Genomic DNA, 23,965 nt, shown 5'->3' on the forward strand with positions numbered 1-23,965 from the left:
GGTTTCCTTTTTTATTGGGACCATGCGGTGGCCCCGGCTGTCAAGCGCGGGGCGTTGCGAGTGCGACCGGGAGCCGCTTAGGACCGGGCTCCCATTCAGCTTCAGCCGTTCAGGTTCAGCGGCTGGCCAGGCCCACCGCGGCCAGCATGAACAGCGCGAACACCACGTACAGGGCGATCAGGACGCCGAAGATCACCAGGATCACGGTCGCGACCGTGCCCAGCTCGTGGCGCTGGCGCTCCGGGTGGGCGGTGTAGGCCCACTGGTCCACCACCAGGGTGCTGGCCATCATGTCGTGCAGGCCGCGCTTGCGGTCGGTGAAGGCCACCATCAGCACGCCGATGCCCAGGGTCAGGCTGCTCAGCAGATAAGCGAAGAAGCGGCCGATGCCGCGCGCCAGGCTGATCCGGCCGCCGTTGTCGTCGACCACCTTGATGCCGATCGCCATCTTGCCCAGCGTGGCCTGCTTGGCCGAGGAATGGAACATGCCGAAGTACAGCGCCTGCATCGCCAGCGGCAGCAGGTAGACCAGGACCAGCAGGGCGATCGCGCCGCCGCTTTCGAACATGGTCTCGGGATTGCCGCTGAGGCCGGCGCCGATGCCGAAGAACACCATCATCAGGATCATCTGCAGGATGCCGCCGACGATGCCGACCACGAAGCCGTCGATCATGCTGGCGGCGACGCGCTTCCAGAAGCCGGCATAGACGACTTCGCCGCCCTGCACGACTTGCGCGGTCTCGGCCAGCGCCGCGCGCGGCGGGGCGTAGGGCGAGGCCGGTTCGGCGATCGCGTAGGGGTTGGCGTCGGCGTCCGGTGCGGCGTCTGCCGAGGCGGTCGCGAAGGTGGCCGCGGCCGGCGCGGGACGGCCGGCGCCGGGGATGACTTCGCCGATCATTTCGCGCCAGGGACGCCAGGTTTCCATGCCTTCGCGCCAGACCAGGGTTTCGGGCGAGAGCTGGCCGTGGCTGTGCAGCTGTTCCAGGTCTTCGGCGCGTACCGGGCCGTGGCGGTTGCGGTCGCTGTCGCTGTAGTACCAATCGGTCATGTCGGTTCAGCCGTTACTGATGGAGGTGCCCGGGCGGCAGGTGCCCGGTCGGTAGATGGCGGGCAGATCGCCGCCGCTGCAATCCCAGTCCACGCGGTCGCCCGTGGGGATGGCTTCGAACCAGATGGTCTTGCCGTCGACCTTCGGGCCGATGCCGCGCAGCTCGATTTCGAGCGCGCAGTGGCCGTTGCGCATGGTGCCGATCTTGATCTGCGCGGTGGTGGCGCTGGCGTAGTCGGTGGCCTCGCCGAAGCCGTCGTCGCCGTTGCTGGGGCAGCGCCCGTTGGCGGCCATATGCTCGGCCACCGCCAGCTTGACCGCATTGGCTTCGTTGAAGCTCTGCGCGGTCTTGGTGCGCAGGGTGTAGTCCTGGTACGCCGGCAGCGCGATCGCGGCCAGGATCCCGACCATCGGCACCGCCAGTACCGCCAGCACGATCACGGCGATCAGGCAGCCGGACATGCCGCGCTTGGGCGGCGCCGAATAGCGCACGTCGGTGCGCACGCTGCCGCTGCCCGCGCCGGCGGCGGGGCTGGCGTAGGCGGTACTGGCGCTGACGCCGATCGGGCCGCCCGGCGGCAGCGGCGGCGGCTTGGCGGTGTCTTGCTGGATGCCGTCCAGGCCGAGCTCCTCGGACAGACGGTCCAGCGGCTGCCATTCGCGCAGGCCTTCGCGCCATACCAGGGTGTCGCGCTGAATGCGGCGTTCGCGATAGCGCGCCTGCAGGTCTTCCGCGCTCAAAGGTCCGACACGGCCTTGCGCCGCATCGTGGTAATACCAATCCGCCATCTTCGCTCCCCCTGGAGTCGTCCTTGATGAGGCGCAGCCACGGAGTCGACGCCGCGCGGCGCCTCCCCAGGCGCCGCGCGCTTGATTCGTGCGCGCTTAATGTACCGGTTCGGGCTCGTCCTCGAACATCTGGGTCTCCATCCAGGCGTAGGCCGCTTCCGACCCCGGCTGGTTGAACAGCACCATCAGCACGACCCATTTGAGGTCGTCCAGATCGAGCTCGTCCTGATCCAGCGCCATCGCGCGGTCCAGCACCAGTTCGCGCTGGTCGGCGTCGAGGATGCCGTGCTGTTCCAGGAACATCAGGAAACCGCGGCATTCGACATCGAGCTTGTCCAGCTCGGGGCCGAAGTAGATGCGGGTCGGGCCGTTCGCGCGCGGCGCGCTGACGCCCGGCCGCTGTTGGGCCAGCGCATCGAGCCACTCGAAGGCTTTGTTGATTTCGGCGGGACTGAAACCGGCCTGGCCCAATTCGTCGAACAGGGGGCCGCTGCGGAGCGAATCGCGGTCGCGGACCAGGTCCGCATCGTCGGTGAAGTAATGCTCGAACAGGTACAGCAGGACGTCCAGGATGCTCTCTTTCATTTCCCTCGGCCTGCGCCGCATGCGGCGCGGTGGGTCCGGAGTGGCTGACGACCGCTGGGCCCCTGCACAGAGAGTGGCTCAGCGGTTGCGGAAGTAACGGCCGTGTTGCGCCGCTACGCGACCCTCAAGCTCCATGAGCAGCAGCATGGAGGACAGTACGGCAGGCGTCAATCCGGTCCGCTCGACCAGGCGATCCATACCGGTGGGGTCGTGGCCGAGCGCGTTCCACAAGGACTGGTAGTCGCGATCATCGAGGCGTTCATCCTGAGCGGGCCTCGTGACGAGCGTGTGGCCGCACTGTATGGGGGCGTTCAGACGCAGCCGCAAGTCGGCGGCCAGCTCCTGGGCCAGCGGCGCCAGGGCGACGGTCAGCTCCACCGCGCTTTCGACCAGGGCGGCGCCGTCGCGGATCAGGCGATGGCAGCCGCGCGCGAGCGGGTTGTGGATGGAGCCGGGCAGGGCGAACACCTCGCGCCCGGCCTCGGCGGCCAGACGCGCGGTGATCAGCGCGCCGGAGCGTTCGGCCGCCTCGACCACCAGTGTGCCCAGGCTGAGGCCGGCGATGATGCGATTGCGCGAGGGGAAGTGCGAAGGCCGGCCCTGGGTGCCCGGCAGGTGTTCGCTGACCACCGCCCCGACCTCGGCGATGCGCGCGTGCAGGGCGGTATTGGCGCGCGGATAGGCCAGGTCCGGCCCGGTGCCGAGCACGGCCACGGTCAGCCCGCCCGCGTCCAGCGCGGCCTGGTGCGCGGCGGCGTCGATGCCGGCCGCGAGCCCGCTGGTCACCCCCAGGCCGGCGCCGGCGAACGCGCGCGCGAAGTCCGCGGCGTTGTCGCGCCCGCCCGGGGTGGGCGCGCGGCTGCCGACCACGGCCACGGCCGGGTGCCACAGGCGGACCGGATCGCCGGCCACGAACAGGGCCAGCGGCGGATTCGGCGCGCGCCGCAACAGCGCGGGGTAGTCCGGATGCCGCCAGCCGAGCAGGTGGTGGCCGGGCCGGTCCAGCCAGGCCTGGGCGCGCGCCGACACGGCCGCGTCCGGGGCCTGCAGGGCCGCGATCTGGGCCGGGTCCAGCCCGGCCTGGCGCCAGGCCGCGGGGCCGGCCGCGAGCGCGGCGGTGGGGCTGGCATGGCGCTCCAGCAGGGTCCGGCGCGGCGCGCAGGGGCCGTCGGCGGCGACGAGGGCGATCAGGGCGTGGCGGTCGGCGGCGGTTTCGGGCATGCGCACAGCCTGGCCCGGAAACGACGACGGCGCCCTAGGGCGCCGTCGCTGCTTGCTGTAGGAAAACGCCCCGGCCTGCGGGGTGCCCCGATCAGTACGGGGCGTCCGGATGCTTGAGCTCGTAGCCGACCCGGGTCGGGCGCACGCCTTCCATGACCAGGCCGTAGCTGACCTTGTCGAAGGTGCGGAAGATCATCACGTGGCCGGCGTACTCGTCGGGTACGCGCACCTTGTTGGCGCGGCCGACGGTGTCCTCGGAGCGCTCCGCGCCGACCTTGACCCGGTCGACCACGTTGCGGCCGACGCGCCAGGTCGACAGCACGGTGCCGTTATCGATGCCGTCCAGACGGCCCACCGACAGGGCGACCACGTCGCGCGCGCCGCCGCTGGTGAGCTGGTCGGCCACCGCCAGGACGCGGGCGTGACCGTACTGGAGCTCCTGCTTCGGCGGGTGCGGGAAGAACTGCAGGTCGTAGGGCTGGGCTTCGACCGGGATCAGACGGTCGCCGACCCGGACTTCGCGGCCGGCATCGTCGATCACCAGCGTGCTGGCGCCGACGCCGCCGACTTCGCCGCGGCTCACGGTGCCCGTGGTCAGCTGCATCAGCTCGTAACCGAGCAGATCGCCGCGGCCCTGGGGCAGGGTGGAGTCGGTCCACAGGGCCTGGAACCCGGGCGGGTTGCGGCCGTTGAAGTCCAGATCGTGGCTGCGCAGGGTGGTGGTGCGGCCGGTGACGTCGCAGCACTTCTCCTTGCTCAGGCGGGTGTAGCGCTGGGTCGGGCGGACCACGGCGTAACGCTGCCCGGCCTCAGCGCCTGCCAGGCCCTTGATGTAGGCGACCTGGCCTTGGGAGCCGCGCAGGCGGTCCTCTTCCAGGCTGACCACATAGGGCAGCTGCTCGAAGCTGTCGACCACGCGCAGGTTCTTCAGGAACGGCTCGACCTGATCCAGCGGGATGCCGGTGACCGGGGCTTCCTGGCGCGGACCGGGCTGCACGCCCAGGCGGTCCAGGTAGGCCAGCGAGATCACGTCGCCCGGGTAGATCAGATGCGGATTCTTGATCTGCGGGTTGGCCTGCCAGATTTCCGGCCACAGCCACGGACGCTTAAGGAAACGACCGGCGATGTCCCACAGGGTATCGCCCCGCTTGACTACGTAGGTGTCGGGGTGACCGCCCTGCATCTCCGCCGCGAGGGCGTAGGTGGCGATCGTCAGCAACGCGGCGGTTGCAACCGCGCGGAATGGTTTAAACATGGCGGCCATCTACCTGATTCCCCTTGCAGGTTTGCCCTTTGCGGGCCTCGGAACTATAGCCCAGAAGAACCCCGTGCTTGCAAGCTTTCGAGGCCCAAAACGGGGTTACAATCCCCTTCTTGCTTGTGTATGTGACCAACGCCCCCATTTTTTTCGACGCTATGTCTCTGTTGCCGATCCTCGAATTTCCCGACCCGCGGCTGCGCACCAAAGCCGTGCCGGTCGACCCTGCCCACGTCACCGAGCCGGCGTTCCAGACGCTGCTCGACGACATGTTCGAGACCATGTACGAGGCCCCGGGCATCGGTCTGGCGGCCAGCCAGGTCGACGTGCACCAGCGCTTCATGGTGATAGACGTGTCCGAGGAGCACGACCGGCCGTTGGTCTTCATCAACCCCGAAATCGTGGCCAAGGCCGGCGAGCAGGTCTATCAGGAAGGCTGCCTGTCGGTGCCCGGCATCTTCGCCGACGTGACCCGCGCCAACGAGATCACGGTGCGCGCGATCGGCCGCGACGGCCAGCCCTTCGAGCTGCAGATCGACGGCCTGCTCGCGGTCTGCATCCAGCACGAGATGGACCACCTCGACGGCAAGCTGTTCGTCGACTACCTCTCGCCGCTGAAGCGCGAGATGGTGCGCAAGAAGCTGGCCAAGCAGCGCAAGCTCGCCGGCGACGCGGCGTAAAGGCCGCTCGCGCGGCGAACCCGCCGCGCGCCGCGCCGATCGCCTGCCGACGGCGCTAACACGATGCCGCATGTCGCCCGCAGCGTGGGCGGCCTGTCGCGTTTCCCGCATTCGCTCTGCGCGCGGCGCGCAACGCGCCCGCCGCAAACGGCATGCTAGTCCCCGGACCTCCGCCGCACGGACGCGTCCGTAATCCCGCTTCCGGAGTTTGCGCATGTCCCTGAGGATCGTCTTCGCCGGTACGCCCGATTTCGCCGTGCCCAGCCTGCGCGCCGCCGCGCAGCGCAACGAAGTCGTGGCCGTGTACACCCAGCCCGATCGCCCGGCCGGGCGCGGGCGCGAGCTCACGCCCTCGCCGGTCAAGCGCGAGGCCCTGTTGCGCGGCATTCCGGTGCTGCAACCGGAGAACTTCAAGGCCGCGATCTCGCGCAAGGCGCTGCGCGCGCTGGAGCCCGATCTGATGATCGTGGTCGCCTACGGCCTGATCCTGCCGCAGTCGGTGCTCGACATTCCCGTCCACGGCTGCTGGAACGTGCATGCCTCGCTGCTGCCGCGGTGGCGCGGCGCCGCGCCGATCCAGCGCGCGATCGAGGCCGGCGACCGCGAGACCGGCGTGTGCCTGATGCAGATGGAAAAGGGCCTGGATTCCGGCCCGGTGCTGCTGGCGCAGACCACCGAAATCGGCGAGCAGGAAACCGGCGGCCAGTTGCACGACCGCCTGGCCGAACTCGGCGCGCAAGCGATCCGCGACGGTCTGGGCCTGCTGCGCGCGGACCTGTACCCGCGTCCCTGGGCGCAGCCCGAGGAGGGCGTGACCTACGCCCACAAGCTGGACAAGGCCGAAGCGCGACTGGATTGGAGCCAGCCCGCGATCGCGCTGGCGGCCAAGGTGCGCGCCTTCAATCCCTGGCCGATGGCCGAGGCGGTGCTGGCCGGCGAGCGCGTGCGCCTGCACGGCGCGGTCGCGCTGGCGCTGGACCACGGCGCCGGTCCGGGCACGGTGCTGCAGGCCGGTCGCGACGGCATCGACGTCGCCTGCGGCGAAGGCGCGCTGCGCATCCGCGTGCTGCAGCGCGACGGCGGCAAGGCCATCACCGCCGCCGACTACCTCAACGGTCGCCGCGACCTGGCGGTCGGCGCGTGAACGCCGCCAGCGGCGCCGAAAGCCGCGCGGTCGCCGCGCGCGTGCTCGATGCGGTGCTGCACCGCGGGCGCTCGCTCAAGCCCGAACTCGCCAACGCGCTGCCCGCACTGAAGGACCCGCGCGACCGCGCCCTGGTCGAGGCGATCTGCTTCGCCGTGCTGCGCCGTCCGGCGCGCTACGAGGCCGCGCTCAAGGCCTGGATGCCGCGCCCGCTGGGCAAGCGCGACAGCGACCTGCGCGCGCTGCTGTTCGTCGGTTTCGCTCAACTCGATCTGGCCCTGCCCGCGCACGCCGCGGTCGCGGCCACGGTCGACGCCGCACGCGCGATCGGCCGCAGCCATCAGGCCGGCCTGGTCAACGCGCTGCTGCGGCGCGCGCAACGCGACGGCCTGCCCACGGTCGAGGCGCATGCGCATTGGCCGGCTTGGCTGCGCGCGCGCCTGCGCCACGATTGGCCCGAGGACGAGGCCGCGATCCTGGACGCCAGCACCAGCGCGCCGCCGCTGTGGCTGCGCGTCAATCGCCAGCAGGGCGGGCGCGACGGCTATCGCGCGCGTCTGGGCGAAGCCGGCCTCATCGCCGGCGTCGACGAGGCCTTGGCCGATGCGCTGCGTCTGGATGAGGCGGTCGCGATCGCCTCGCTGCCTGGCTTCGCCGACGGCTCGGTCTCGGTGCAGGACGGCGCCGCGCAACGGGTCGCCGACGCGCTCGCGCCGCCCGCCGGCGCGAGCGTGCTCGACGCCTGCGCCGCGCCCGGAGGCAAGGCCGCGCATCTGCTCGAACGTGACCCCACGCTACGCCTCACCGCGCTGGACGTGGACGCGGCGCGTTTGAACACGGTGCGCAGCGGCTTGGCGCGCTTGCGCCTGGGCGCGGATGCGCGTCTGCTCGCGGCCGACGCGTCGGATCTGGCCGCCTGGTGGGACGGGACGCCGTTCGATGCGGTGCTGTTGGACGCGCCGTGTTCCGCCACCGGTATCGTGCGGCGCCAGCCCGATGTGCTGATGCACCGGCGCGAAACCGACATCGCGGCGGTGACGGCGGTGCAGGCGCGTCTGCTCGATGCGCTGTGGCGGACTGTGGCGCCTGGCGGCGTGCTGCTGTACGCGACCTGCTCGATCCTGAAGCAAGAGAACGAGGATCAGGTGCGCGCGTTCCTGGCGCGGACCGACGATGCGCAGGCCGAGGCCTTGGATGCGAGCTACGGGCGCGATTGCGAAGTCGGTCGACAACGGCTACCTGGGGAGTTGGGCTACGACGGTTTCTTCTATTCGCGCTTGAGGAAGGCCGTGCGGTAGCGGCGGGCGTCGCTGCCCGCTACCGCTGTCCCGAAGTTGTAGCCATCCCGCGCCATCATTCTTGCCTAGGCGTGGATCCCGTTCCGTAGGATGCAGCGCCCACAGGCAAACGGCGACGCGTATCGCCACCTCCTCTCAGGGGCGCTTTCCGTAGGAGCGGCGCAAGCCGCGACCGCGAATCCCGGCCACGTTGCTCGTTCCGGGTTGGACCGGCCTTCTGTGGGAGCGGCGTAAGCCGCGATGGCGAACTCCGGCTACAGCGCTGGCCGGGGTTTTGTTGAGATCCGCTGGCATCGGACTTGCTTTGGATCAAGGGCTAGCGCCTGCTGCGCATGTGCGTCACTTGCTTTTGCTCCTGGCTCCCTCCTTTGGAAAAGGAGGGTTGGGGAGGATTTGCTGTTGCTTTGCTTTGCGCGTGTTCTTCACGGAAGTCAAAGGCTTCCGCCTGCTGCGCATGCGGGTCACTTTCTCTTGCTAGCCCAAGAGTCCGTCTGGATTCCCTTCGGTCAAAAGTAACCAAAGAGAAGAATGGACATCCCTGTCCATTCGAAAAACGGCGCGCGTCCTGCGCGCCGCCCTTTGGGTCTACGGTTCGTCGTGTGAGTGCGGGACTTTTGGATTTGAATGCAACGGCAACGGCAACGGCACCTACAGCCACAGGCACCGCCATGGGAGTAGGGCAGGAGCGGCGGTGGGCTGCGATCGCGATCGCGAGGGCCGGGTTCTTGGGGTGGTTTGGCAATCGGGGAGATAGCGCGCTGATCCCACGTCCGCCCGCCGAGTCCGCCGGGTCCTGAACGTTTCTCCGACATCCGCCCGCGGCTTCGCGGCTATCATCCCGCGCATGCAGAATTCGACCCGCTCCCGCGACACCTGGTTGTTCTGGATCATCGCCCTGCTGGTGCTGGGCGCCGGCCTCGGGCTGCGCGATCCCTGGCCGGCCGATGAGCCGCGGTTCACCCTGGTGGCCAAGCAGATGGTCGAAAGCGGGGACTGGCTGTTCCCGCATCGCGGCGTCGAGTTGTACTCGGATAAGCCGCCCTTGTTCATGTGGTTGCAGGCCGCGGCCTACACCGTCTTCCGCGATTGGCGGGTGGCCTTCCTGCTGCCGTCGCTGCTGGCCGCGCTGGGTACCTTGTGGTGCGTGGTCGATCTCGGCCGGCGCCTGTGGACGCGCAAGGTCGGGCTGTACGCGGGCTGGGCGCTGTTGTTCGCGTTCCAGTTCACCTGGCAATCCAAGAAGGCCCAGATCGATCCGCTGGTGGTGTTCTGGATCACCCTGGCCAACTACGGCCTGCTGCGGCACCTGCTGTCCTGGCGCAAGGACGGCGGCGGCGACTGGCGGATGTGGACACTGGCCTGGGCTGCCGCCGGCCTGGGCACGATCAGCAAGGGCGTGGGCGCGATCGCGCTGCTGATGCTGGTGCCGGCCGGCATCGCCTCGCTGCGCGGCTGGCGCGTGCGCGTGCAGGCCGGCAACTGGCGGTTCTGGTTGGGCCCGCTCGCGTTCGTGGCTGCGGCCTGCGTGTGGCTGGTGCCGATGGTGATCGCCGCGACCACCAACGGTTCGCCCGAATACCGCGCCTATATGGACGACATCCTGCTGCGCCAGACCGCCAAACGTTACGGCGCGTCCTGGGACCACGGCCAGCCGCCGTGGTACTTCCTGGAGGTCGTGCTGACCATGTGGCTGCCGACCATGCTGGCGCTGCCCTGGGCGCTGCCGGCGTGGTGGCGCCGCCTGCGCCGGCGCGATCCGCGTTACCTGCTGCCGCTGGCCTGGTGGCTGTTGGTGCTGGTGTTCTTCACCCTGCCCAACGGCAAGCGCGACATGTACATCCTGCCGGCGCTGCCGATGGTGTGCCTGGCGCTGGCGCCGCTGCTGCCGGGCATCGTGCGCAAGCTGTGGCCGCGCCGCATCGCCGCCGGTTTCAGCTGGCTGTTCGCGCTGGGCCTGTTGGGCCTGGGCGCGGCGATGTGGTTCGGCAACCCCGGTTTCGAACGCAAGCTGGTCGCCGAGCGCGGCATCGCCGAGGGCGCGCATGCGATGGCGGCCAGCCTGATGGCGGTCGGCGTGTGGGGCTTGGCCAGCCTGCTGTGGTTCGGTCCCAAGCGTCCGCTGGCGGCGATGGTGTCGCTGCTGACCGGCCTGTGGGTCGGCTTCGGCCTGCTGATGGCGCCGCTGCTCAACGACTCCTCGTCCGCGCGCGGCCTGATGACCGAGGTGGGTCAGAAGATCGGACCGAACGCGGAGCTGGCCCTGGTCGCCTGGCGCGAACAGAACCTGCTGATGGCCGACCGCCCGGCCACCACCTTCGGCTTCAAGCTCGACTTCAAGGAGCAGATGCGCCGCGGCCTGGCCTGGCAGGCGCAGCGCCCGGACTCGCGCTGGCTGCTGGTGCAGGACGTGGCCTTGGATGCCTGCGTGGACGAAACCAAGACCACCCACATGGGCAACGCCAACCGCCGCGGCTGGACCCTGGTGCCCGGCGCGGCCATCCACGCCTGCGCCATTGATCGCAAATAAGGGGCGGGGTTCTCGCCCTGGCGCGTTGCGTGACCTTGTGGGAGCGGCGTAAGCCGCGATGAAGGGCGGCGATGACGCCAGCCACGAGCCCGTCTTGTGAAACGGCGTTCCGGCCGGGCTCTCTCGGGGCGAAAGCGCCGCCTGCGGCGGCATCGCGGCTCACGCCGCTCCCACAGAGAGCCGGCCGCATCGTCGCGCCGGTCCACGCTTGCGTTATCGATCGCGAATGAGAGGCGCGGATTTCCGCCCTCCACAACGACCTGCCCCTGTGGGAGCGGCGTAAGCCGCGATGAGCTGTGGCAACGACGCTAGCCGCGAAGCCGTTTCGCGAAACGGGTCCAGCATGGTCTCGCGCTTGGGACAAATTCGCCGCCTGCGGCGGCATCGCGGCTCACGCCGCTCCCACAGAAAGCTGGCCGTAGGATGCGGTGAGCCGGAGGTGAACCGCATCGTCGCGCCGAACCGAATACCCGCGCCGCCATGGCCATCGTCGCGCGCTGTTGTCGGCGCCGGCAAGAACGGTGCTGGCCTACGTTCGCGCTACTGCTTACGCAAATCCACCAACGGCGCCGCCGCGAACTCCGCCAGATGCCGATCCAGCCCCACCGGCGCGCGCACCCGCCCGCTGGCCCTGGCTTCGGCCAGCAGCGCATCGTTGGGGCTGTCGCCGTCGTCGTGGCGTTCGCGGTGGTACAGGTGCGTGGCCAGGCCGGCGAAGCGCAGCGAGCGTCGTTCCAGGCCGGCGTGAAACGCACGCACGGCCAGGTCCTTGTCCTCGCGGCCCCAGCCTTCGTAGCGCTCGTCGAAGCCGTTGAGCGCGACCAGATCCTCGCGCCACCAGCCCTGGTTGCAGGTCTTGATCGCGGCGGTGCTCTGGCCGCGCGTGCCGCGCAGCGACAGCGCCGCCAGCGGCGGGATGCGCAGGGTGTGGCGGCGCCGGGTCAGCCCGCGGTCGAAGAAGCCCAGCGCCTGGGTTTCGCCCGACAGCAGACGGTCGCGGCCGAGTTCGTCGGTGAGCACGCGCTGGCCCTGCACGAAGCTGCCCGCCTGCGCCGCGCGCAGATGATCGGCGACGAACTGCGGGTGCGCGACCATGTCGCCGTCCAACAACAGCACGTAGTCGCCGGAGGTGGCCGCGATCGCGCGATTGCGCGCCAGGGCGACGCGGAAGCCGCGGTCCTCCTGCCAGCTGTGGCGCAGCGGCACCGGATAGTCGCGCGCGGTCGCGGCGATCAGCGCGCGGGTGTCATCGCGGGAGCCGTCGTCGGCCACCACCACCTCGTAGGGCAGGCGGCGCTGGCGCGCGAGCGCACCCAGGGCCAGTGCCAGCGCCTCGGGCCAGTTGTAAGTGGTGATGACCACGCTCGCGCGCGGGGCGGTGGATGCGTTCATGGCTCGGAGGTGGTGACGGGCTGACCGTTCTGCAACATCCACAGCATGATGGTTTTCTGGCGAACGTAGTTGGCGCGCACGTAGGCGTAGACCAGGCCGTGCCAGCCGTCCAGGAAGCCCAGGCGCAGCACGTAGCCGCGCCAGAAGCGCCAGGCCGGCGCCAGCACCAGCTTGCCCAGGGTGGCGCGCTTGCCGCGCGCGTAGTCGTGTTCGGCCATCATCCGCGCGTAGCGCTGGGTCTTGGCCAGTTGCTGTTCCAGCGAGCGGTAGGGGTAGTGGATCAGATCGCCCGGCAGGGTCCGCACCGTGCCGTCGACGCTGGCGGCCTCGTGCACCTCGCGCTGGCCGCGCCAGCCGCCGCGGCGGCGGTCGAACAGGCGCAGCACCCGGTCGGGGTAGGCGTTGCCGTGGCGCAGGAACTTGCCGAAATACGCCGACAGGCGCGCGAAGCGGTAGCCGGCCGCGGCGGCGAAGCCCGTCGCCTGTTCGGCCTGGATCGCCGCGCGCAGGGCCTCGTCGACGCGCTCGTCGGCGTCCAGGCACAGCACCCAGTCGTGCGCGGCCTGCTCGATCGCGAACTGCTTCTGGCTGCGGAAACCGTCGAACGGGCGCTGCAGCACGCGCGCGCCGGCCGCGCGCGCGATCTCGACCGTGGCGTCGGTGGAATACGAGTCCACCACCACCACCTCGTCGCAGAATGCCAGCGAGGCCAGGCAGTCGCCGATGCGATCGGCCTCGTTGAACGCGATGATGCAGGCCGAAAGCTGGCAAGATGCCTGCGCCGCGCGCGCTTGCGCGCCCGCGGCGGCCACGTTCGATTCAGTCCGGGATGCGTTGATGGCGGATTACCTGTTGTTCGCGAGCGAGCGTTATGCGCTGCCCATCCTGCAACCGCTGGCCGATGCGCTGCAAGCGCAGGGGCACTCGGTACATGCCTGGTTCGTCGACGGCGCGGCCGGCGCCAGCCTGGCCGCACCGGTGCGCAACGTCGGTCTGCACGAGGCGGTGGCGCTGAAACCACGCGCCGTGTTCAGCGCCGCCAACTGGGTGCCGCCCTTCGTCGGCGGGGCCAAGGTCCAGCTGTTCCACGGCTTCAACGTCGAAAAACGCGAGGACGCGCGCGGCCATTTCCGCGTGCGCGGCCTGTTCGACCTGTACTGCACCCAGGGCCCGGCGACCACCGCGCCGTTCCGCACCCTGGCCGCCGAGGCCGGCCATTTCGCCGTGGTCGAAACCGGCTGGCCCAAGCTCGACCCGCTGTTCCGCGACGACGACGGCAGCGCCGCGCGCTTGCGCCGGCGCGCCGGCCGGCGCCCGGTGGTGTTGTTCGCCTCGACCTTCACCGAGCGTCTGAGCGCGGCGCCGCACCTATACGACGCGATCGCCCAGGAGGTTCGGCGCGGCGATCGTTTCTGGCTGCTGACCCTGCACCCCAAGTGCCCGCCGGCGCTGTTCGAACGCTACCGCAAGCTGGCTGGTCCGAACGCCGATTTCGTCGAGACCGAGCAACTGATCGCGGCCCAACGCGCCGCCGACGTGCTGGTGGCCGATACCACGTCGGTGGTCTCGGAGTTCGTGGTCCAGCGCAAGCCGGTCGTGACCTTCCGCAACCGCGCGCCGAAGGCGCACATGATCGATTTCCACGAGCCGGCCGAGCTGCCGGCGATGTTGGAGCGCGCGTTCACGCCGACGCCGGAGTTGCAGGCCTCGCTGGACGCCTACGCCGACGCCATCCACCCCTACCGCGACGGACGCTCGTCCGAGCGTGTGATCGCGGCCACCGAGGACCTGCTCGCCGGCCGTCTGGGCCGCCTGAGCGCCAAGCCGTTCTCGGCGCGCCTGCGCGCGCTGCAGATCCGCCGCGAACTGGGCTATTGGGGCCGCGGCTGAGCCGGACGTAGGCGCGGCAGCCACCTGCCTTTGGCCTTCGTAGGATGCGGTGAGCCGCAGGCGAACCGCATCATCGCGAGGGCCCGCAAGTCCGCGCCGGTGCGGTTACCACCGCACCCTACGGCCGGCGCGGCTGCGTAAGACAGCCCGCCGCGAGTCCCGCCTTCGTAGGATGCGGTGAGCCAAAGGCGAACCGCATCATCGCCGCACCGCACGTGCGCCGCCGCCCTCCGCCTACCAATGCAGCTTGCGCACCGCCAGGGTCGCCGACAGCTCGCGATACAAGGCCTCGGCCTCGGCCACCGGCAGAAAGCGGATTCGCAACGGCGGCGCCATGGCTCCGGCGCCGGCGGTGTCCAGCCATAGCGTCGCGGTGCCGCAGCGGCGGTCGATCGGGTTGCGGACCAGCTGCAGCGCCTGCAGCTTGTCGATCTCGGCGAAGCGCCAATAACGCTTCCACCAGCCCTCGCGCACGGCCACCACTTCGGCGCCCAGCGCATAGCCCATGCGCCGTGCGCGCTGGCGCGCCTTGAACACCGCCCACGGCAGCCACAGCAGCGCCAGCAGGCCCCAGGCGCCGAAGCGGACGCACAGCAAGGCGGTGATTGCCGCCAGCCAGGGCATGCCGGACAGGAACAACCGCCACCAGCTCACCAGCGGCAGCGAGCGCCAATCCAGGCGCGACCATCCGGCCTTCGGCAGCAGATGCTCGATCAGCGATTCGCAGACCGCCGGCGTGGCGATCGGCGCGAGCTCGCGCAAGGCGCGCTCCTGCTCCTGCTCGTTGCCGACCGCGGTTTCGATTTCCAGCGTGCGCCGGCGCAACAAACGGTGCACGGGGCCTTCGCGCAGCGTCCAGGCCTGGATCCGGCGGCGCGACGCGCTGGTGCGCCAGCGCGCCAGCAGGCCGCGTTCGACGGTCAGGCGGCGCCCGTGCTCACTCAGGCGGAAACCGTAGTACTGCAGCAGCGCCAGCGCCATCGACAGCAGCCGCACCAGGCCGACGAACAGCCCCATCAGCACCAGCGCCGCGAGCAGGTACTGCGGCGCACCGAAGTGATGCTCGTTGGTCCAGCCGAACAGGGACAGCACCAGTTGCCGGATCTGGCCGCCCATGCCTTCCGGCAGCAGATCGCGGCTGTAGGGCATGAAGCCGGCGATGCCGGCGCCGACCACGAACATGCCGCGGTTGTTGACCACGCCCAGGCGCAGCACCTCGCCCAAGGACATGGCCAGCAGCGGCGGCGCGGCGCTGTCGTCGGCGGCCAGGGCCGCGCCCGCGGCCGCGCCGCGCCGGCGCACCAGCGCTTCCAGCGCCAGCGCGTCGGACAGCTTGAGCACGCGCATCTCGGCTTCGGGCTTGTTGCCGCCGGCCGATTCCAGGCGCACCTCGGCCACGCCGAATACCCGGTGCAGCGCCGACTGGCGCAGCGCGACGTTGTGGATGCGCGCGAACGGGATCACCCGCAGGCTGCGTTCGAACAGGCCGCTGCGCACCACCAGGCTGTCGCCGGTGGCGCCGTAGCGATAGGTGAAGTACTGCCACAGCGACAGCACCACCAGCACGCCGACCGCGATCAGCGACCACAGCTCGTTGCGGTCGCCGCGCCCGAGCACCAGCAGCACGATCAGCGGAACCACGAACTGGCGCAGCTGCGCCAGCAGTACGAACAGCCACGACATCGGGTGCAGGCGGCGTTCGGCGCTCGCGGCCTCGACCGCGGTCGGTGGCGCACGCTCGCCCGCGGGCTCGTCCGCGATCGGATCAGGCGTCGTCATCGAGATCGATCTGCCGGCCCAGGCGATCGCGCAGGCGCTGCGCGTCGTCGGCGTCCAGGTGGGGCACGTTGACCGAGCTGTGGCGGGTGCCGGCGGTATGCACCACCAGCGTCGCCAGCTTGCGCCGGCGCTGCCAGGGGCCGTGCTTGATGTCCAGGTGCTGCACGCGGGTGATCGGCACCCGCGTCTCGCGCTGCCACAAGCGGCCGCGCCGCACCGCCAGGCCGTGCTCGTCCAGGCGCCAGTAGCAATGATTGAACTGCTTGGTGCCGATCCAGATCCCGGTGGCGATGCCGAGCAGGGCCCCGGTGGCGCCGGCGGCGATGCCCGCGGCCATGCCCAGGCCCAGCGTGCCCGACACCACCCCGGCCACGCCGAACAGCACGCCCAGCGAGATCGAAGTATCCAGCAGGAACAGCGGCCGCGCGCGCGCCGGCAGCGCCTGCCATTCGACTTGGGCGGCCGGAGTCAGGTCAGGCGCGGTGTCGAGCGCGCTGTCTTCCGATGCGGAGGTCATTTCGGTTGAGTCTCGAAGACGCTGTAGTCCTGTACCCAGTCGCGACGGGCGCTATAGGCCTTGAGGCGCTCGCGGGCGCGCTTGGGCGTTTGCGTTTCGGCCGGGTCTTCGAACTTGATCAGGGCGCGCTTCTGCAGCGCGACCGCCTCGTCGAACCGGCCGTTGGCGGCGTAAACGGCGGCCAGCGTGTCCAGTTCGGCGGCGCCCAAACGATCCTGTTCCTCGATCATGCGCTGGGCCAGCGCCAATGCGCGCGCAGGGTCGCGTTGCTCCGGAATCGGGCAGACGGCCAGGTTCCAGACGCGATTGTTGCGCGCATCCTCGTAGCCCGCGTCTTCGGCGCGCGCGATCCATTCGTCGGCCTGGCGGCAGTCGCGCTTCAGGCCCGCAGCGCCGTTGAAATAGAGCAGGGAGAGCTCGGACATCGCCATCGCATGGCCGCCCTCGGCGGAACGGCGCAGATGCGGCAGCGCCCTTGCCAGGCGCTCGGGCGGAATCGGCTGGCCCTTGGGCAGGTCGTCGCCCGCGATCAGTTCACCGGCGACCAAGGTGGCCGCGGCGACGTTTCCGCCCTCGCTGGCCTGTACCAGCAGTGTCATGCCGCGGACTTTGTCCTGGGGCACCCAGTCCGAGAGCTTGCCCGTGTACAGCATCGTGCCGAACGTGACCTGCGCGAGCGGATCGCCGTCCTCGGCCTTGCGTTGAATAGCCGCCATGCGGGTCTTGTAGGTCGCCAGGTATGTCGGCCAGCGATCGTTGAGGCTGGCGCGCAGGGCGGCGTCGTCCCGCGTCGGCTGCTCCAGGCTCGCGACCGCCGGCGTCTCGGTCTCGTCGCCGAGCATTTCGCCGAGGACGAACTGCACCAGGTCGGCTTCGCTCGTGCCCGTCTGTTGCGCGTGCCGCGCGATCTGGACCGATTCGTCGTTGACCAGCGATTCGGCCACCACCTTCCAGCCGTCTTGGGTACGCACGAGTTCCGGGCCGAACTGGAAATTGGTGCCGGTCGGCGGCCCGAACTCGCCGACCGCGCGATCGCTGCCGATCAGGGTCACGTGGCTCAGCGCCGGCAGCGACTCGCCCTCCTCCGGCGCCGCCACGCCGCACCAATCGCGGCTTTGGCACAGTTTGGCTACGCCGGTGCCGTCAAGCTCGGCCAACTGGGCGTCGCTGCGGCTGGCGCGCAGTGCGTACACGATCAGGCGGTCGCTGATCGGGATGCGCCGCACCTGGTCGGAGGAGGCCGCACGCGCCGCGTCGCGCAGGAACAGGTAGTAGTCCAGGCTGGACGGCGCGAGCAGGGCGGCGCTGGCGGGATCGTCGCGGCTGCTGAGCTGCGCGTAGCGGTCCCAGGCCTGGCTGACGGCGTTCATCTCGGCCAGATCGTCGGCCGCCATCGCCGGTGCGGCGAGCAGCGCGAAACACAACATCCAACAACGCATCCATCATCCCCTTGAGTGATTCGTTCGCGCGCCATGGAGTCGCGCGACCGTGCTCCGCCAGCGTCGTCCGCTCAGCGATTCCAGTACGGATTTTCCTCGCCCGAACCCGGCGGTCGCAGCGTATAGCGTTTGTAGGTCCACTGGTATTGAGCCGGATCGCGGCGCGCGATGCGTTCGACCGCGGCGTTTAGCGCGGTCGTCGCGATCGTCAGATCCTCGTCGCCGATGTCCGCGGGCGCGGGTTCGATGTGCAGCGCGAAGCCGGGCGCGCCGTCGTGGGTGTCGATGCGTTCGCAATAGGCGAACAGCACCGTCGCGCCGGTGCGGCCAGCGAGGCGGCCGAGCAGGGTCATGGTCAGCGCGGGCACGCCGAAGAACGGCGCGAACTCGCCGTCGCCGGCCTTGGGCTGCTGGTCGGGCAGGATGCCGGTCACGCCGCCGGCGTTGAGCAGCTTCCACAGCTGGCGTACCGCCGGGCCCTCGGCGCGGATCTGGGTGACCCGGTCGGGGGCGTCGGCGCGCACCAGGTTGAGGAAGGCTTCGCCGATCCTGGACTCCGGCGGCCGGTACAGGATCGCCAGCGGCGTGCGCGAGGCCAGCCACTGGTTCAGCAGCTCCCAGTTGCCGTAATGCGGCGCGGCCACGATCACCCCGCGCCCGGCCGCGATCGCTGCGTCGAACAGCTCGGTGCCGTGGGTCTCGCGCAGCAGGGTCAGGTTCTCCTGGTGCGGCCGGGTCCACAGGCGCAGGGTCTCCAGGATCTGGCGTCCGGTGGTGCGCAGGATCGCCCGGTGCCACTGCTCGCGCTGGGCCGGCAGCAGCTCGGGGTAGGCCAGCTCCAGATTGACCCGGGTGACCCGGCTTTCGCGGCCGTCGCGCCAGCGCCAGGCGGCGGCGACCAGGTCGCCCAGGCTCAGCAGCCAGGACCAGGGCAGGCGCGCGAGCGCGGAGGCGAGCAGATAGAGCAGGCGGGCGACGAAGCGGGTCATCGCGTCAGTCTAGCCGGCGCGGCCGCCCGGCCCGGTGCGCAGGCTGGCCGGATGCGCCGGGCCGGGCGACACTGTGCGGCCCGTCGCCGAACCGCAGGACCTCGCCGCCGTGCTCAGCCTGATCCAGCGCGTGACCCAAGCCGCCGTGACCGTGGACGGCGAGACCGTCGGGGCGATCGGCCCCGGCCTGCTGGCCCTGGTCGGGGTCGAGCCCGGCGACGGCGAGGCACAGGTTTTGCGCATGGCCGAGCGCCTGCTCGGCTACCGGGTCTTCGCCGACGAGGCCGGGCGCATGAACCGCGGCCTGGCCGACACCGGCGGCGGCCTGCTGCTGGTTAGTCAGTTCACCCTGGCCGCCGACACCCGCAGCGGCATGCGCCCGGGCTTCAGCACCGCGGCCGCCCCGGAGCTGGCTGAACCGATATTCAACCGGCTGGTCCAGACCTGCCGGGCCGCGCACGCCGGGGGGGTGGAAACCGGGCGCTTCGGTGCCCATATGGTGATCAGCCTGGTCAACGATGGCCCGGTCACCTTCCTCCTCCGGTCCTAGATCGGGCCCCAGCCGGCCCGGCCTGCTATACTGGAACGTTCCCTAGACCTACAAGCGCGGGTGGCGCAGCCCATGGCCAACGAACGACAGCCCCCTCCGTCCGATATCAAGCTCCTGATCAGCAAGGGTTTGGAGCAGGGCTATCTGACCTATGCCGAGGTCAACGATCACCTGCCGGACGACCTGGTCGACGCCGAGCAGATCGAAGACATCATCGGCATGATCAACGGCATGGGCATCGAGGTGCACGAAGTTGCGCCCGACGCCGAAACCTTGCTGCTTGCCGACGGCAACACCGGTAACCGCGAAGTCGACGACACCGCGGCCGAAGAAGCCGCGGCCGCGCTGACCGCGCTGGACGGCGAAGGCGGCCGCACCACCGACCCCGTGCGCATGTACATGCGCGAGATGGGCACGGTCGAGCTGCTGACCCGCGAAGGCGAAATCGCCATCGCCAAGCGCATCGAGGAGGGCCTCAACCAGGTCCAGGCCTCGCTCGCTTCGTTCCCGGCGACGATCCAGCTGATCCTGGAAGACTACGAGCTGCACAAGGCCGGCAAGAAGCGCCTGGCCGAGATCGTGGTCGGCTTCAACGACCACCTCGACGAAGAGCCCGAGCCGCCGGCACCGGTGGTGGTGGCCGAGGTCGAAGTGGGCGACGACGAAGAAGTCGAAGCCGCCGCCGACGAGGAAGCCGAAGAGACCGTCAGCGGTCCGGATCCGGTCGAGGTCGCCAACCGCATGGAGTCGATGGCGGACAACTACGCCAAGTTCCAGAAGGCGTACGCCAAGAACGGTCCCAGCCACAAGACCGTGCTCAAGGCGCGCGAGGACATGGCGGCGGTGTTCGTCACCCTCAAGCTGCCGCTGGCGCTGACCGATTCGCTGGTCCGCAACCTGCGCGACGTGGTCGGCAAGATCAAGGACCACGAACGCAAGATCCTCGACCTGTCCACGCGCGTGGCCAAGATGCCGCGTAAGGACTTCATCCGCGCCTGGGAAGGCAACCAGACCAATCTGGAGTGGGTGGACGAGCTGCTCAAGCGCAAGCAGAAGTGGTCGTCGGGTCTGCGCGACGTCAAGGACCAGGTCATCGCCGAGCAGGAAGCCACGATCGCGATCGAACAGGCCTCGTTCCTGACCCTGGCCGACATCAAGGAAATCAGCCGTGCGATGGCCTATGGCGAAGCCAAGGCGCGCAAGGCCAAGAAGGAGATGGTCGAGGCCAACCTGCGCCTGGTGATCTCCATCGCCAAGAAGTACACCAACCGCGGCCTGCAGTTCCTCGACCTGATCCAGGAAGGCAACATCGGCCTGATGAAGGCCGTGGACAAGTTCGAGTTCCGTCGCGGCTTCAAGTTCTCGACCTACGCCACGTGGTGGATCCGTCAGGCCATCACCCGTTCGATCGCCGATCAGGCCCGCACCATCCGTATCCCGGTGCACATGATCGAAACGATCAACAAGCTCAACCGCATCTCGCGCCAGATGCTCCAGCAGTACGGCCGCGAGGCCACGCCGGAAGAGCTGGCGAAAGAAATGGACATGCCCGAGGACAAGATCCGCAAGGTCATGAAGATCGCCAAGGAGCCCATCTCGATGGAGACTCCGATCGGCGACGACGAGGACTCGCACCTGGGCGACTTCATCGAGGACACCAACGTGGAGTCCCCGGTCGAAGCCACCACCAACATCAACCTCTCCGAGACGGTCCGCGACGTGCTCGCCGGCCTGACTCCGAGGGAGGCCAAGGTGCTGCGCATGCGCTTCGGCATCGACATGAACACCGACCACACCCTCGAGGAAGTCGGCAAGCAGTTCGATGTCACCCGCGAGCGCATCCGTCAGATCGAAGCCAAGGCGCTGCGCAAGCTGCGTCACCCGAGCCGCTCGGAACAGCTGCGCAGCTTCCTCGATATCGACTGATCGAGGCTGCGAAGTGCGTGGAAACAGGCCCCGCTCGCGGGGCCTGTTTCGTTTGTGCGGCGATCAGGGCGAGCGGGATGAGCCGGAGGCGTTCTGATAGATCGCGAATTCGCGCGCGTCGAGGCTGAAGTCGCGCAGCGCGGTGACTGCGGCATCGCGCAGTTCGGACCCCGCTGGACTGTCGCTGGCCAGCAGTAGCAAGGTCTGCTTGAGCTCGTCGGTGCGCGCGTTGGACAGGGACACCGCGGTGATCGCCGAACGCACCACTTCCGGATCGGCGTCGTCCAGACCTTCGCGCAGTGGCCGCTCGATCGCCGCACCGCGGTCCCATTGCGCGAGATGCACTAGGCCGGCGGCGCGGATGCGCGGATCGTCGGCTTCGCGCAGCGACTGGATCTGCGCGAGCAGTGGCGCGAGCTGGTCGGTCGGGAGCGGGGTTGGTGTCATCGCCGAGATGACCTCTTCCCTGCGCGAGGGATCGCGCGTTGTCGCGAGGTATGCAAGGAACGTGTCGCGGATCTGCGGGTCGGAGAGCGAGAACCTGGCGAGTTCTCCTAGACAGTTTTGCGATACCGCTCTTCGCGCGCTTTCCGAGCAATTCAGCGTCGCGAGCAGGGCGGCACGGCTCAAGTAGTCGTGGGTCGGGACGCCGCCGATTCGGCCCTCGTGCTGCGCATGCGCAGCGTCGCCGCTTGCAATCTGGTCTTGAGACAGTGGATGCGCTGCCGGAGGGTGTGCCGCGGAGGCTGCAGCATTCGCCACCACAGCGGAGCGGACCTCGTCGTCTCCGTTCCGTCCCGCGAACCGGACGGAAGCGAACCAGCCGCACGCGAAAGCTACTGCCGCGATCAATGCGACCGCGGCGCAGCGGACCGGGAGCCCAGAGATGCGAATGGGCGCGTCGAGAGATCTATCCATCGAGTGGCGAGTATCGCTGATGCGCTGTTCCGCGTATGGAGCGGACGGTCTTTCCGGATGTTAGCGGCAGTGTCCGGAAATGCCAGTGCTATAGGCGTGGACGCCGCCGGGCCTGTTGGCAACAGCGTCTATGCCGCCCTGGACCATTACGCAACGGCCCTTGCCCGGCAGGCTGAGTGGACCGGCCTGGTACTTGTAAACCTTGCTATCGAACTTAAACGGTGAGTCCGAAGCGCAGGTTCCGTAGCGGGGGTCGAAGTTGCTGCGTGTGCAGGTGCTTATCATCGCCTGCGTCCAGTGCGATTTCCCCCAAGTCCGTGCGGAATGCATGGTGCGCGCGCAGTTCTTGCCCGAGGCGGCGTCCCAATAAAGCTGAAGCTCGCCCAGCTTGGGGCCGTCTGGATAACCTTGGCGGATTACCTTCATCGCAACGAGCTTACCGGGACATGTCTGTGCGGCAGCGACCCCGGATGCGGATAGACCGGCCAACAACAACAGGCTTGCGCAGATCATTTTCATGTTCATGTTCCTTCTCCCCTGCTTCCTTTCGCCTAGTCGGCAACGCGAGCCTACGCAGGAGATGTGAAGCCAATGTTTGCGGATGAGGTTGCTGCGGAATTTAGGTGGTGAATTGCATTCCAATCAAATAAAAAAAGTGAATTTTTAATGTATTAATAGTTTAGAAAATCCAGGCGCCGCCCCGCCCAAAAGCAGCGGCGCTATTGCTCCCTGTAGGCGCGGCGTAAGCGGCGACCGCGTAAATGAAACGACGCCGAAAGCTCGGATCGCCGACACAGCCTCAAAGCGCGGCGGCTGTGCCTGCATCGGCGTAGCAACCACTGGGTGCATCGGATTCGTCCCGAACCGCATCACGGCTCACGCCGCTCCTACCCCAAAGCAGCACCGCCGCTGCTCCCTGTAGGAGCGGCGCAAGCCGCGACCACGAAAACGAAACGACGCCGAAGGCTCGGGCTGCCGACTCAACCCACGTCGTAGAAAAACTGCTCGTGCACGATCTTGCCGTCACGCACGCGGTAGACGCAGATCTCCGACATGTCGATGCGGCCCATGCCCTTCATGGTCACGTCCAGGCGCATGGACACGCTGAACCAGTTGCCCGCGACCACCGGGTCGCTGCAGCTGCTGCCGTGCATGGTCTCGATGCTCTCGTTGAACTTGCGGCCCTTCTCGCGGATCGCTTCCATCCCGTGCGCATTGCCCAGCGCTTCCGGCGGCAGGCCCTCGGGTTCGATGCTCACGGCGTCCTCGGCGTACAGCTCGACCTGGGCCTGGTCGTATTCGCCCTTGCGGCACAGCTCGACCAGGCGTTGCGCGATCTGTTCGGTATTCATGCGGGGAACTCCTTGGGTGGGAGCCAAAGACTACGCCCGGCCTGCTGACAGCGTGTTGTCAGGGGTGAGCGCCCGGGCGCATCCGGCTTGCGGGGCCTAGGCGGCTGCGGCATCGTGCGCTCTGACCCGCCGAGAGCCGCGCATGTCGCACGACAATCCGTACCAACCGCCCACCGTCTCCGTGCACGACGCGCTTGCGGTCGATGCCAAGGCGCGCCTGTACAGCCTGCGCAGCATCGGCCTGGCCACCTTCCTGGGCAGCGTCTTCGCCGGCGGTCTGCTGATGGCGCTCAACTACCGCGCGCTGGGCCGGCCCAGCCAGATGCGCATGGCGCTGATCGGGGCCTTTGTCGGGACCGTGGCGTTGATTGCGCTGTCCATGGTGCTGCCGGAAGAAGTGCCCGCTATCGCCTTCCTGTGCGTGCAATTGGCGATCGTGCTGTCGCTGGCGCACCTGCTGCAGGGGCCGACGATCCGCGCTCACGAAGCACAGGGCGCGACGATGCACTCGAACTGGCGCGCGGCCGGGATCGCCCTGCTCGTGCTGCTGGGCCTGGTCGCGGTCATGGTGGTGCTGGCCCTGCTGCTGCCCGATTCGCTGCCGGGCTGAATGCGCGGCAGCGCCTGCCGCTGCGCAGCCGACCGCCGACCCGGTGGCTTTGA

22 protein-coding genes are annotated in these 23,965 nt (G+C 69.1%); 8 read left to right on the top strand and 14 right to left on the bottom strand.

Features of this window, described 5'->3' with window-relative positions; translation table 11 throughout:
* Positions 1 to 115: 115 nt before the first annotated feature.
* From ASD69_RS11625 to ASD69_RS11645, 5 genes are all read right to left on the bottom strand, one after another.
* On the bottom strand, positions 116 to 1,048 hold the full coding sequence (locus ASD69_RS11625; RefSeq protein ID WP_056177984.1) for an RDD family protein: 933 nt from the start codon (positions 1,046 to 1,048) through the stop codon (positions 116 to 118).
* Between the two features lie 6 nt (positions 1,049 to 1,054).
* A complete protein-coding gene (locus ASD69_RS11630) occupies positions 1,055 to 1,837 on the bottom strand; it encodes a GYF domain-containing protein (protein WP_056177986.1) in 783 nt (260 codons plus the stop codon).
* A 96-nt stretch (positions 1,838 to 1,933) separates the two neighbouring features.
* On the bottom strand, positions 1,934 to 2,422 hold the full coding sequence (locus tag ASD69_RS11635; RefSeq protein ID WP_056177988.1) for a DUF494 family protein: 489 nt from the start codon (positions 2,420 to 2,422) through the stop codon (positions 1,934 to 1,936).
* 78 nt (positions 2,423 to 2,500) lie between these two features.
* Entirely contained in the window at positions 2,501 to 3,643 is a 1,143-nt protein-coding gene (dprA, locus tag ASD69_RS11640) for a DNA-processing protein DprA (RefSeq protein ID WP_056177989.1), read from the bottom strand.
* A 91-nt stretch (positions 3,644 to 3,734) separates the two neighbouring features.
* The gene (locus ASD69_RS11645; protein ID WP_056179841.1) at positions 3,735 to 4,898 is read right to left on the bottom strand and encodes a LysM peptidoglycan-binding domain-containing protein; all 1,164 of its coding nucleotides are present in this window, start codon (positions 4,896 to 4,898) and stop codon (positions 3,735 to 3,737) included.
* 161 nt (positions 4,899 to 5,059) lie between these two features.
* On the opposite strand from ASD69_RS11645, the gene def reads away from it, so the two are divergent.
* The 4 genes from def (at position 5,060) to ASD69_RS11665 (ending at position 10,550) form a co-directional block, all read left to right on the top strand.
* A complete protein-coding gene (gene def / locus ASD69_RS11650; RefSeq protein WP_056177991.1) occupies positions 5,060 to 5,581 on the top strand; it encodes a peptide deformylase in 522 nt (173 codons plus the stop codon).
* Positions 5,582 to 5,801: 220 nt separating this feature from the next.
* Complete coding sequence (gene fmt / locus ASD69_RS11655; protein WP_056179842.1) at positions 5,802 to 6,725, top strand: methionyl-tRNA formyltransferase; 924 nt, start codon at positions 5,802 to 5,804, stop codon at positions 6,723 to 6,725.
* Complete coding sequence (gene rsmB, locus ASD69_RS11660) at positions 6,722 to 8,023, top strand: 16S rRNA (cytosine(967)-C(5))-methyltransferase RsmB (RefSeq protein WP_056177993.1); 1,302 nt, start codon at positions 6,722 to 6,724, stop codon at positions 8,021 to 8,023. Before fmt ends, rsmB begins: the two co-directional genes overlap by 4 nt.
* A gap of 844 nt (positions 8,024 to 8,867) precedes the next feature.
* Positions 8,868 to 10,550 carry a glycosyltransferase family 39 protein gene (locus tag ASD69_RS11665; protein ID WP_056177995.1) on the top strand — a complete coding sequence of 561 codons (1,683 nt, stop codon included), beginning with the start codon at positions 8,868 to 8,870 and terminating at the stop codon, positions 10,548 to 10,550.
* Positions 10,551 to 11,090: 540 nt separating this feature from the next.
* On the opposite strand, the gene ASD69_RS11670 is transcribed toward ASD69_RS11665, so the two are convergent.
* Both ASD69_RS11670 and ASD69_RS11675 read right to left on the bottom strand, forming a co-directional pair.
* Positions 11,091 to 11,942, bottom strand: a complete 852-nt coding sequence (locus ASD69_RS11670) for a glycosyltransferase family 2 protein (protein ID WP_056177998.1) — start codon at positions 11,940 to 11,942, stop codon at positions 11,091 to 11,093.
* Entirely contained in the window at positions 11,939 to 12,754 is an 816-nt protein-coding gene (locus tag ASD69_RS11675; RefSeq protein ID WP_056177999.1) for a glycosyltransferase family 2 protein, read from the bottom strand. The genes ASD69_RS11670 and ASD69_RS11675 overlap by 4 nt, the downstream gene beginning before the upstream one ends.
* A 22-nt stretch (positions 12,755 to 12,776) precedes the next feature.
* Between ASD69_RS11675 and ASD69_RS11680 the strand changes: the two genes are divergently transcribed.
* Positions 12,777 to 13,832, top strand: a complete 1,056-nt coding sequence (locus ASD69_RS11680) for a CDP-glycerol glycerophosphotransferase family protein (protein ID WP_200943989.1) — start codon at positions 12,777 to 12,779, stop codon at positions 13,830 to 13,832.
* A gap of 234 nt (positions 13,833 to 14,066) precedes the next feature.
* Here ASD69_RS11680 and ASD69_RS11685 read toward each other — a convergent pair whose 3' ends face one another.
* From ASD69_RS11685 to ASD69_RS11700, 4 genes are all read right to left on the bottom strand, one after another.
* Complete coding sequence (locus ASD69_RS11685) at positions 14,067 to 15,515, bottom strand: PH domain-containing protein (RefSeq protein ID WP_056179846.1); 1,449 nt, start codon at positions 15,513 to 15,515, stop codon at positions 14,067 to 14,069.
* Between the two features lie 82 nt (positions 15,516 to 15,597).
* Positions 15,598 to 16,128: a PH domain-containing protein gene (locus tag ASD69_RS11690; protein ID WP_082576440.1), complete on the bottom strand. Its 531-nt coding sequence runs from the start codon at positions 16,126 to 16,128 to the stop codon at positions 15,598 to 15,600.
* Complete coding sequence (locus ASD69_RS11695; protein ID WP_157499163.1) at positions 16,125 to 17,567, bottom strand: tetratricopeptide repeat protein; 1,443 nt, start codon at positions 17,565 to 17,567, stop codon at positions 16,125 to 16,127. The genes ASD69_RS11690 and ASD69_RS11695 overlap by 4 nt, the downstream gene beginning before the upstream one ends.
* A 71-nt stretch (positions 17,568 to 17,638) precedes the next feature.
* Complete coding sequence (locus ASD69_RS11700) at positions 17,639 to 18,556, bottom strand: lauroyl acyltransferase (RefSeq protein ID WP_056178005.1); 918 nt, start codon at positions 18,554 to 18,556, stop codon at positions 17,639 to 17,641.
* Between the two features lie 109 nt (positions 18,557 to 18,665).
* Here ASD69_RS11700 and dtd point away from each other — a divergent pair, with 109 nt between their 5' ends.
* Together dtd and rpoD are read left to right on the top strand one after the other, a co-directional pair.
* Complete coding sequence (gene dtd, locus ASD69_RS11705) at positions 18,666 to 19,106, top strand: D-aminoacyl-tRNA deacylase (RefSeq protein ID WP_056179852.1); 441 nt, start codon at positions 18,666 to 18,668, stop codon at positions 19,104 to 19,106.
* A 72-nt stretch (positions 19,107 to 19,178) separates the two neighbouring features.
* Positions 19,179 to 21,032: an RNA polymerase sigma factor RpoD gene (rpoD, locus tag ASD69_RS11710; protein WP_056178007.1), complete on the top strand. Its 1,854-nt coding sequence runs from the start codon at positions 19,179 to 19,181 to the stop codon at positions 21,030 to 21,032.
* 63 nt (positions 21,033 to 21,095) lie between these two features.
* Here the strand turns inward: rpoD and ASD69_RS11715 are convergent, their stop codons facing one another.
* The 3 genes from ASD69_RS11715 to ASD69_RS11720 all read right to left on the bottom strand — a co-directional run bounded on the left by ASD69_RS11715 (position 21,096) and on the right by ASD69_RS11720 (position 23,302).
* A complete protein-coding gene (locus ASD69_RS11715) occupies positions 21,096 to 21,662 on the bottom strand; it encodes a HEAT repeat domain-containing protein (protein ID WP_157499164.1) in 567 nt (188 codons plus the stop codon).
* A gap of 348 nt (positions 21,663 to 22,010) precedes the next feature.
* Complete coding sequence (locus tag ASD69_RS21930) at positions 22,011 to 22,475, bottom strand: hypothetical protein (RefSeq protein WP_157489358.1); 465 nt, start codon at positions 22,473 to 22,475, stop codon at positions 22,011 to 22,013.
* A 455-nt stretch (positions 22,476 to 22,930) separates the two neighbouring features.
* The gene (locus tag ASD69_RS11720; RefSeq protein ID WP_056178011.1) at positions 22,931 to 23,302 is read right to left on the bottom strand and encodes a nuclear transport factor 2 family protein; all 372 of its coding nucleotides are present in this window, start codon (positions 23,300 to 23,302) and stop codon (positions 22,931 to 22,933) included.
* Between the two features lie 142 nt (positions 23,303 to 23,444).
* Between ASD69_RS11720 and ASD69_RS11725 the strand changes: the two genes are divergently transcribed.
* On the top strand, positions 23,445 to 23,912 hold the full coding sequence (locus ASD69_RS11725; protein WP_056178014.1) for a hypothetical protein: 468 nt from the start codon (positions 23,445 to 23,447) through the stop codon (positions 23,910 to 23,912).
* Positions 23,913 to 23,965: the final 53 nt, after the last annotated feature.

The sequence above is a fragment of the Lysobacter sp. Root604 genome (genome assembly GCF_001427505.1).
In the GTDB taxonomy this organism is placed as follows: Bacteria; Pseudomonadota; Gammaproteobacteria; order Xanthomonadales; family Xanthomonadaceae; genus Lysobacter.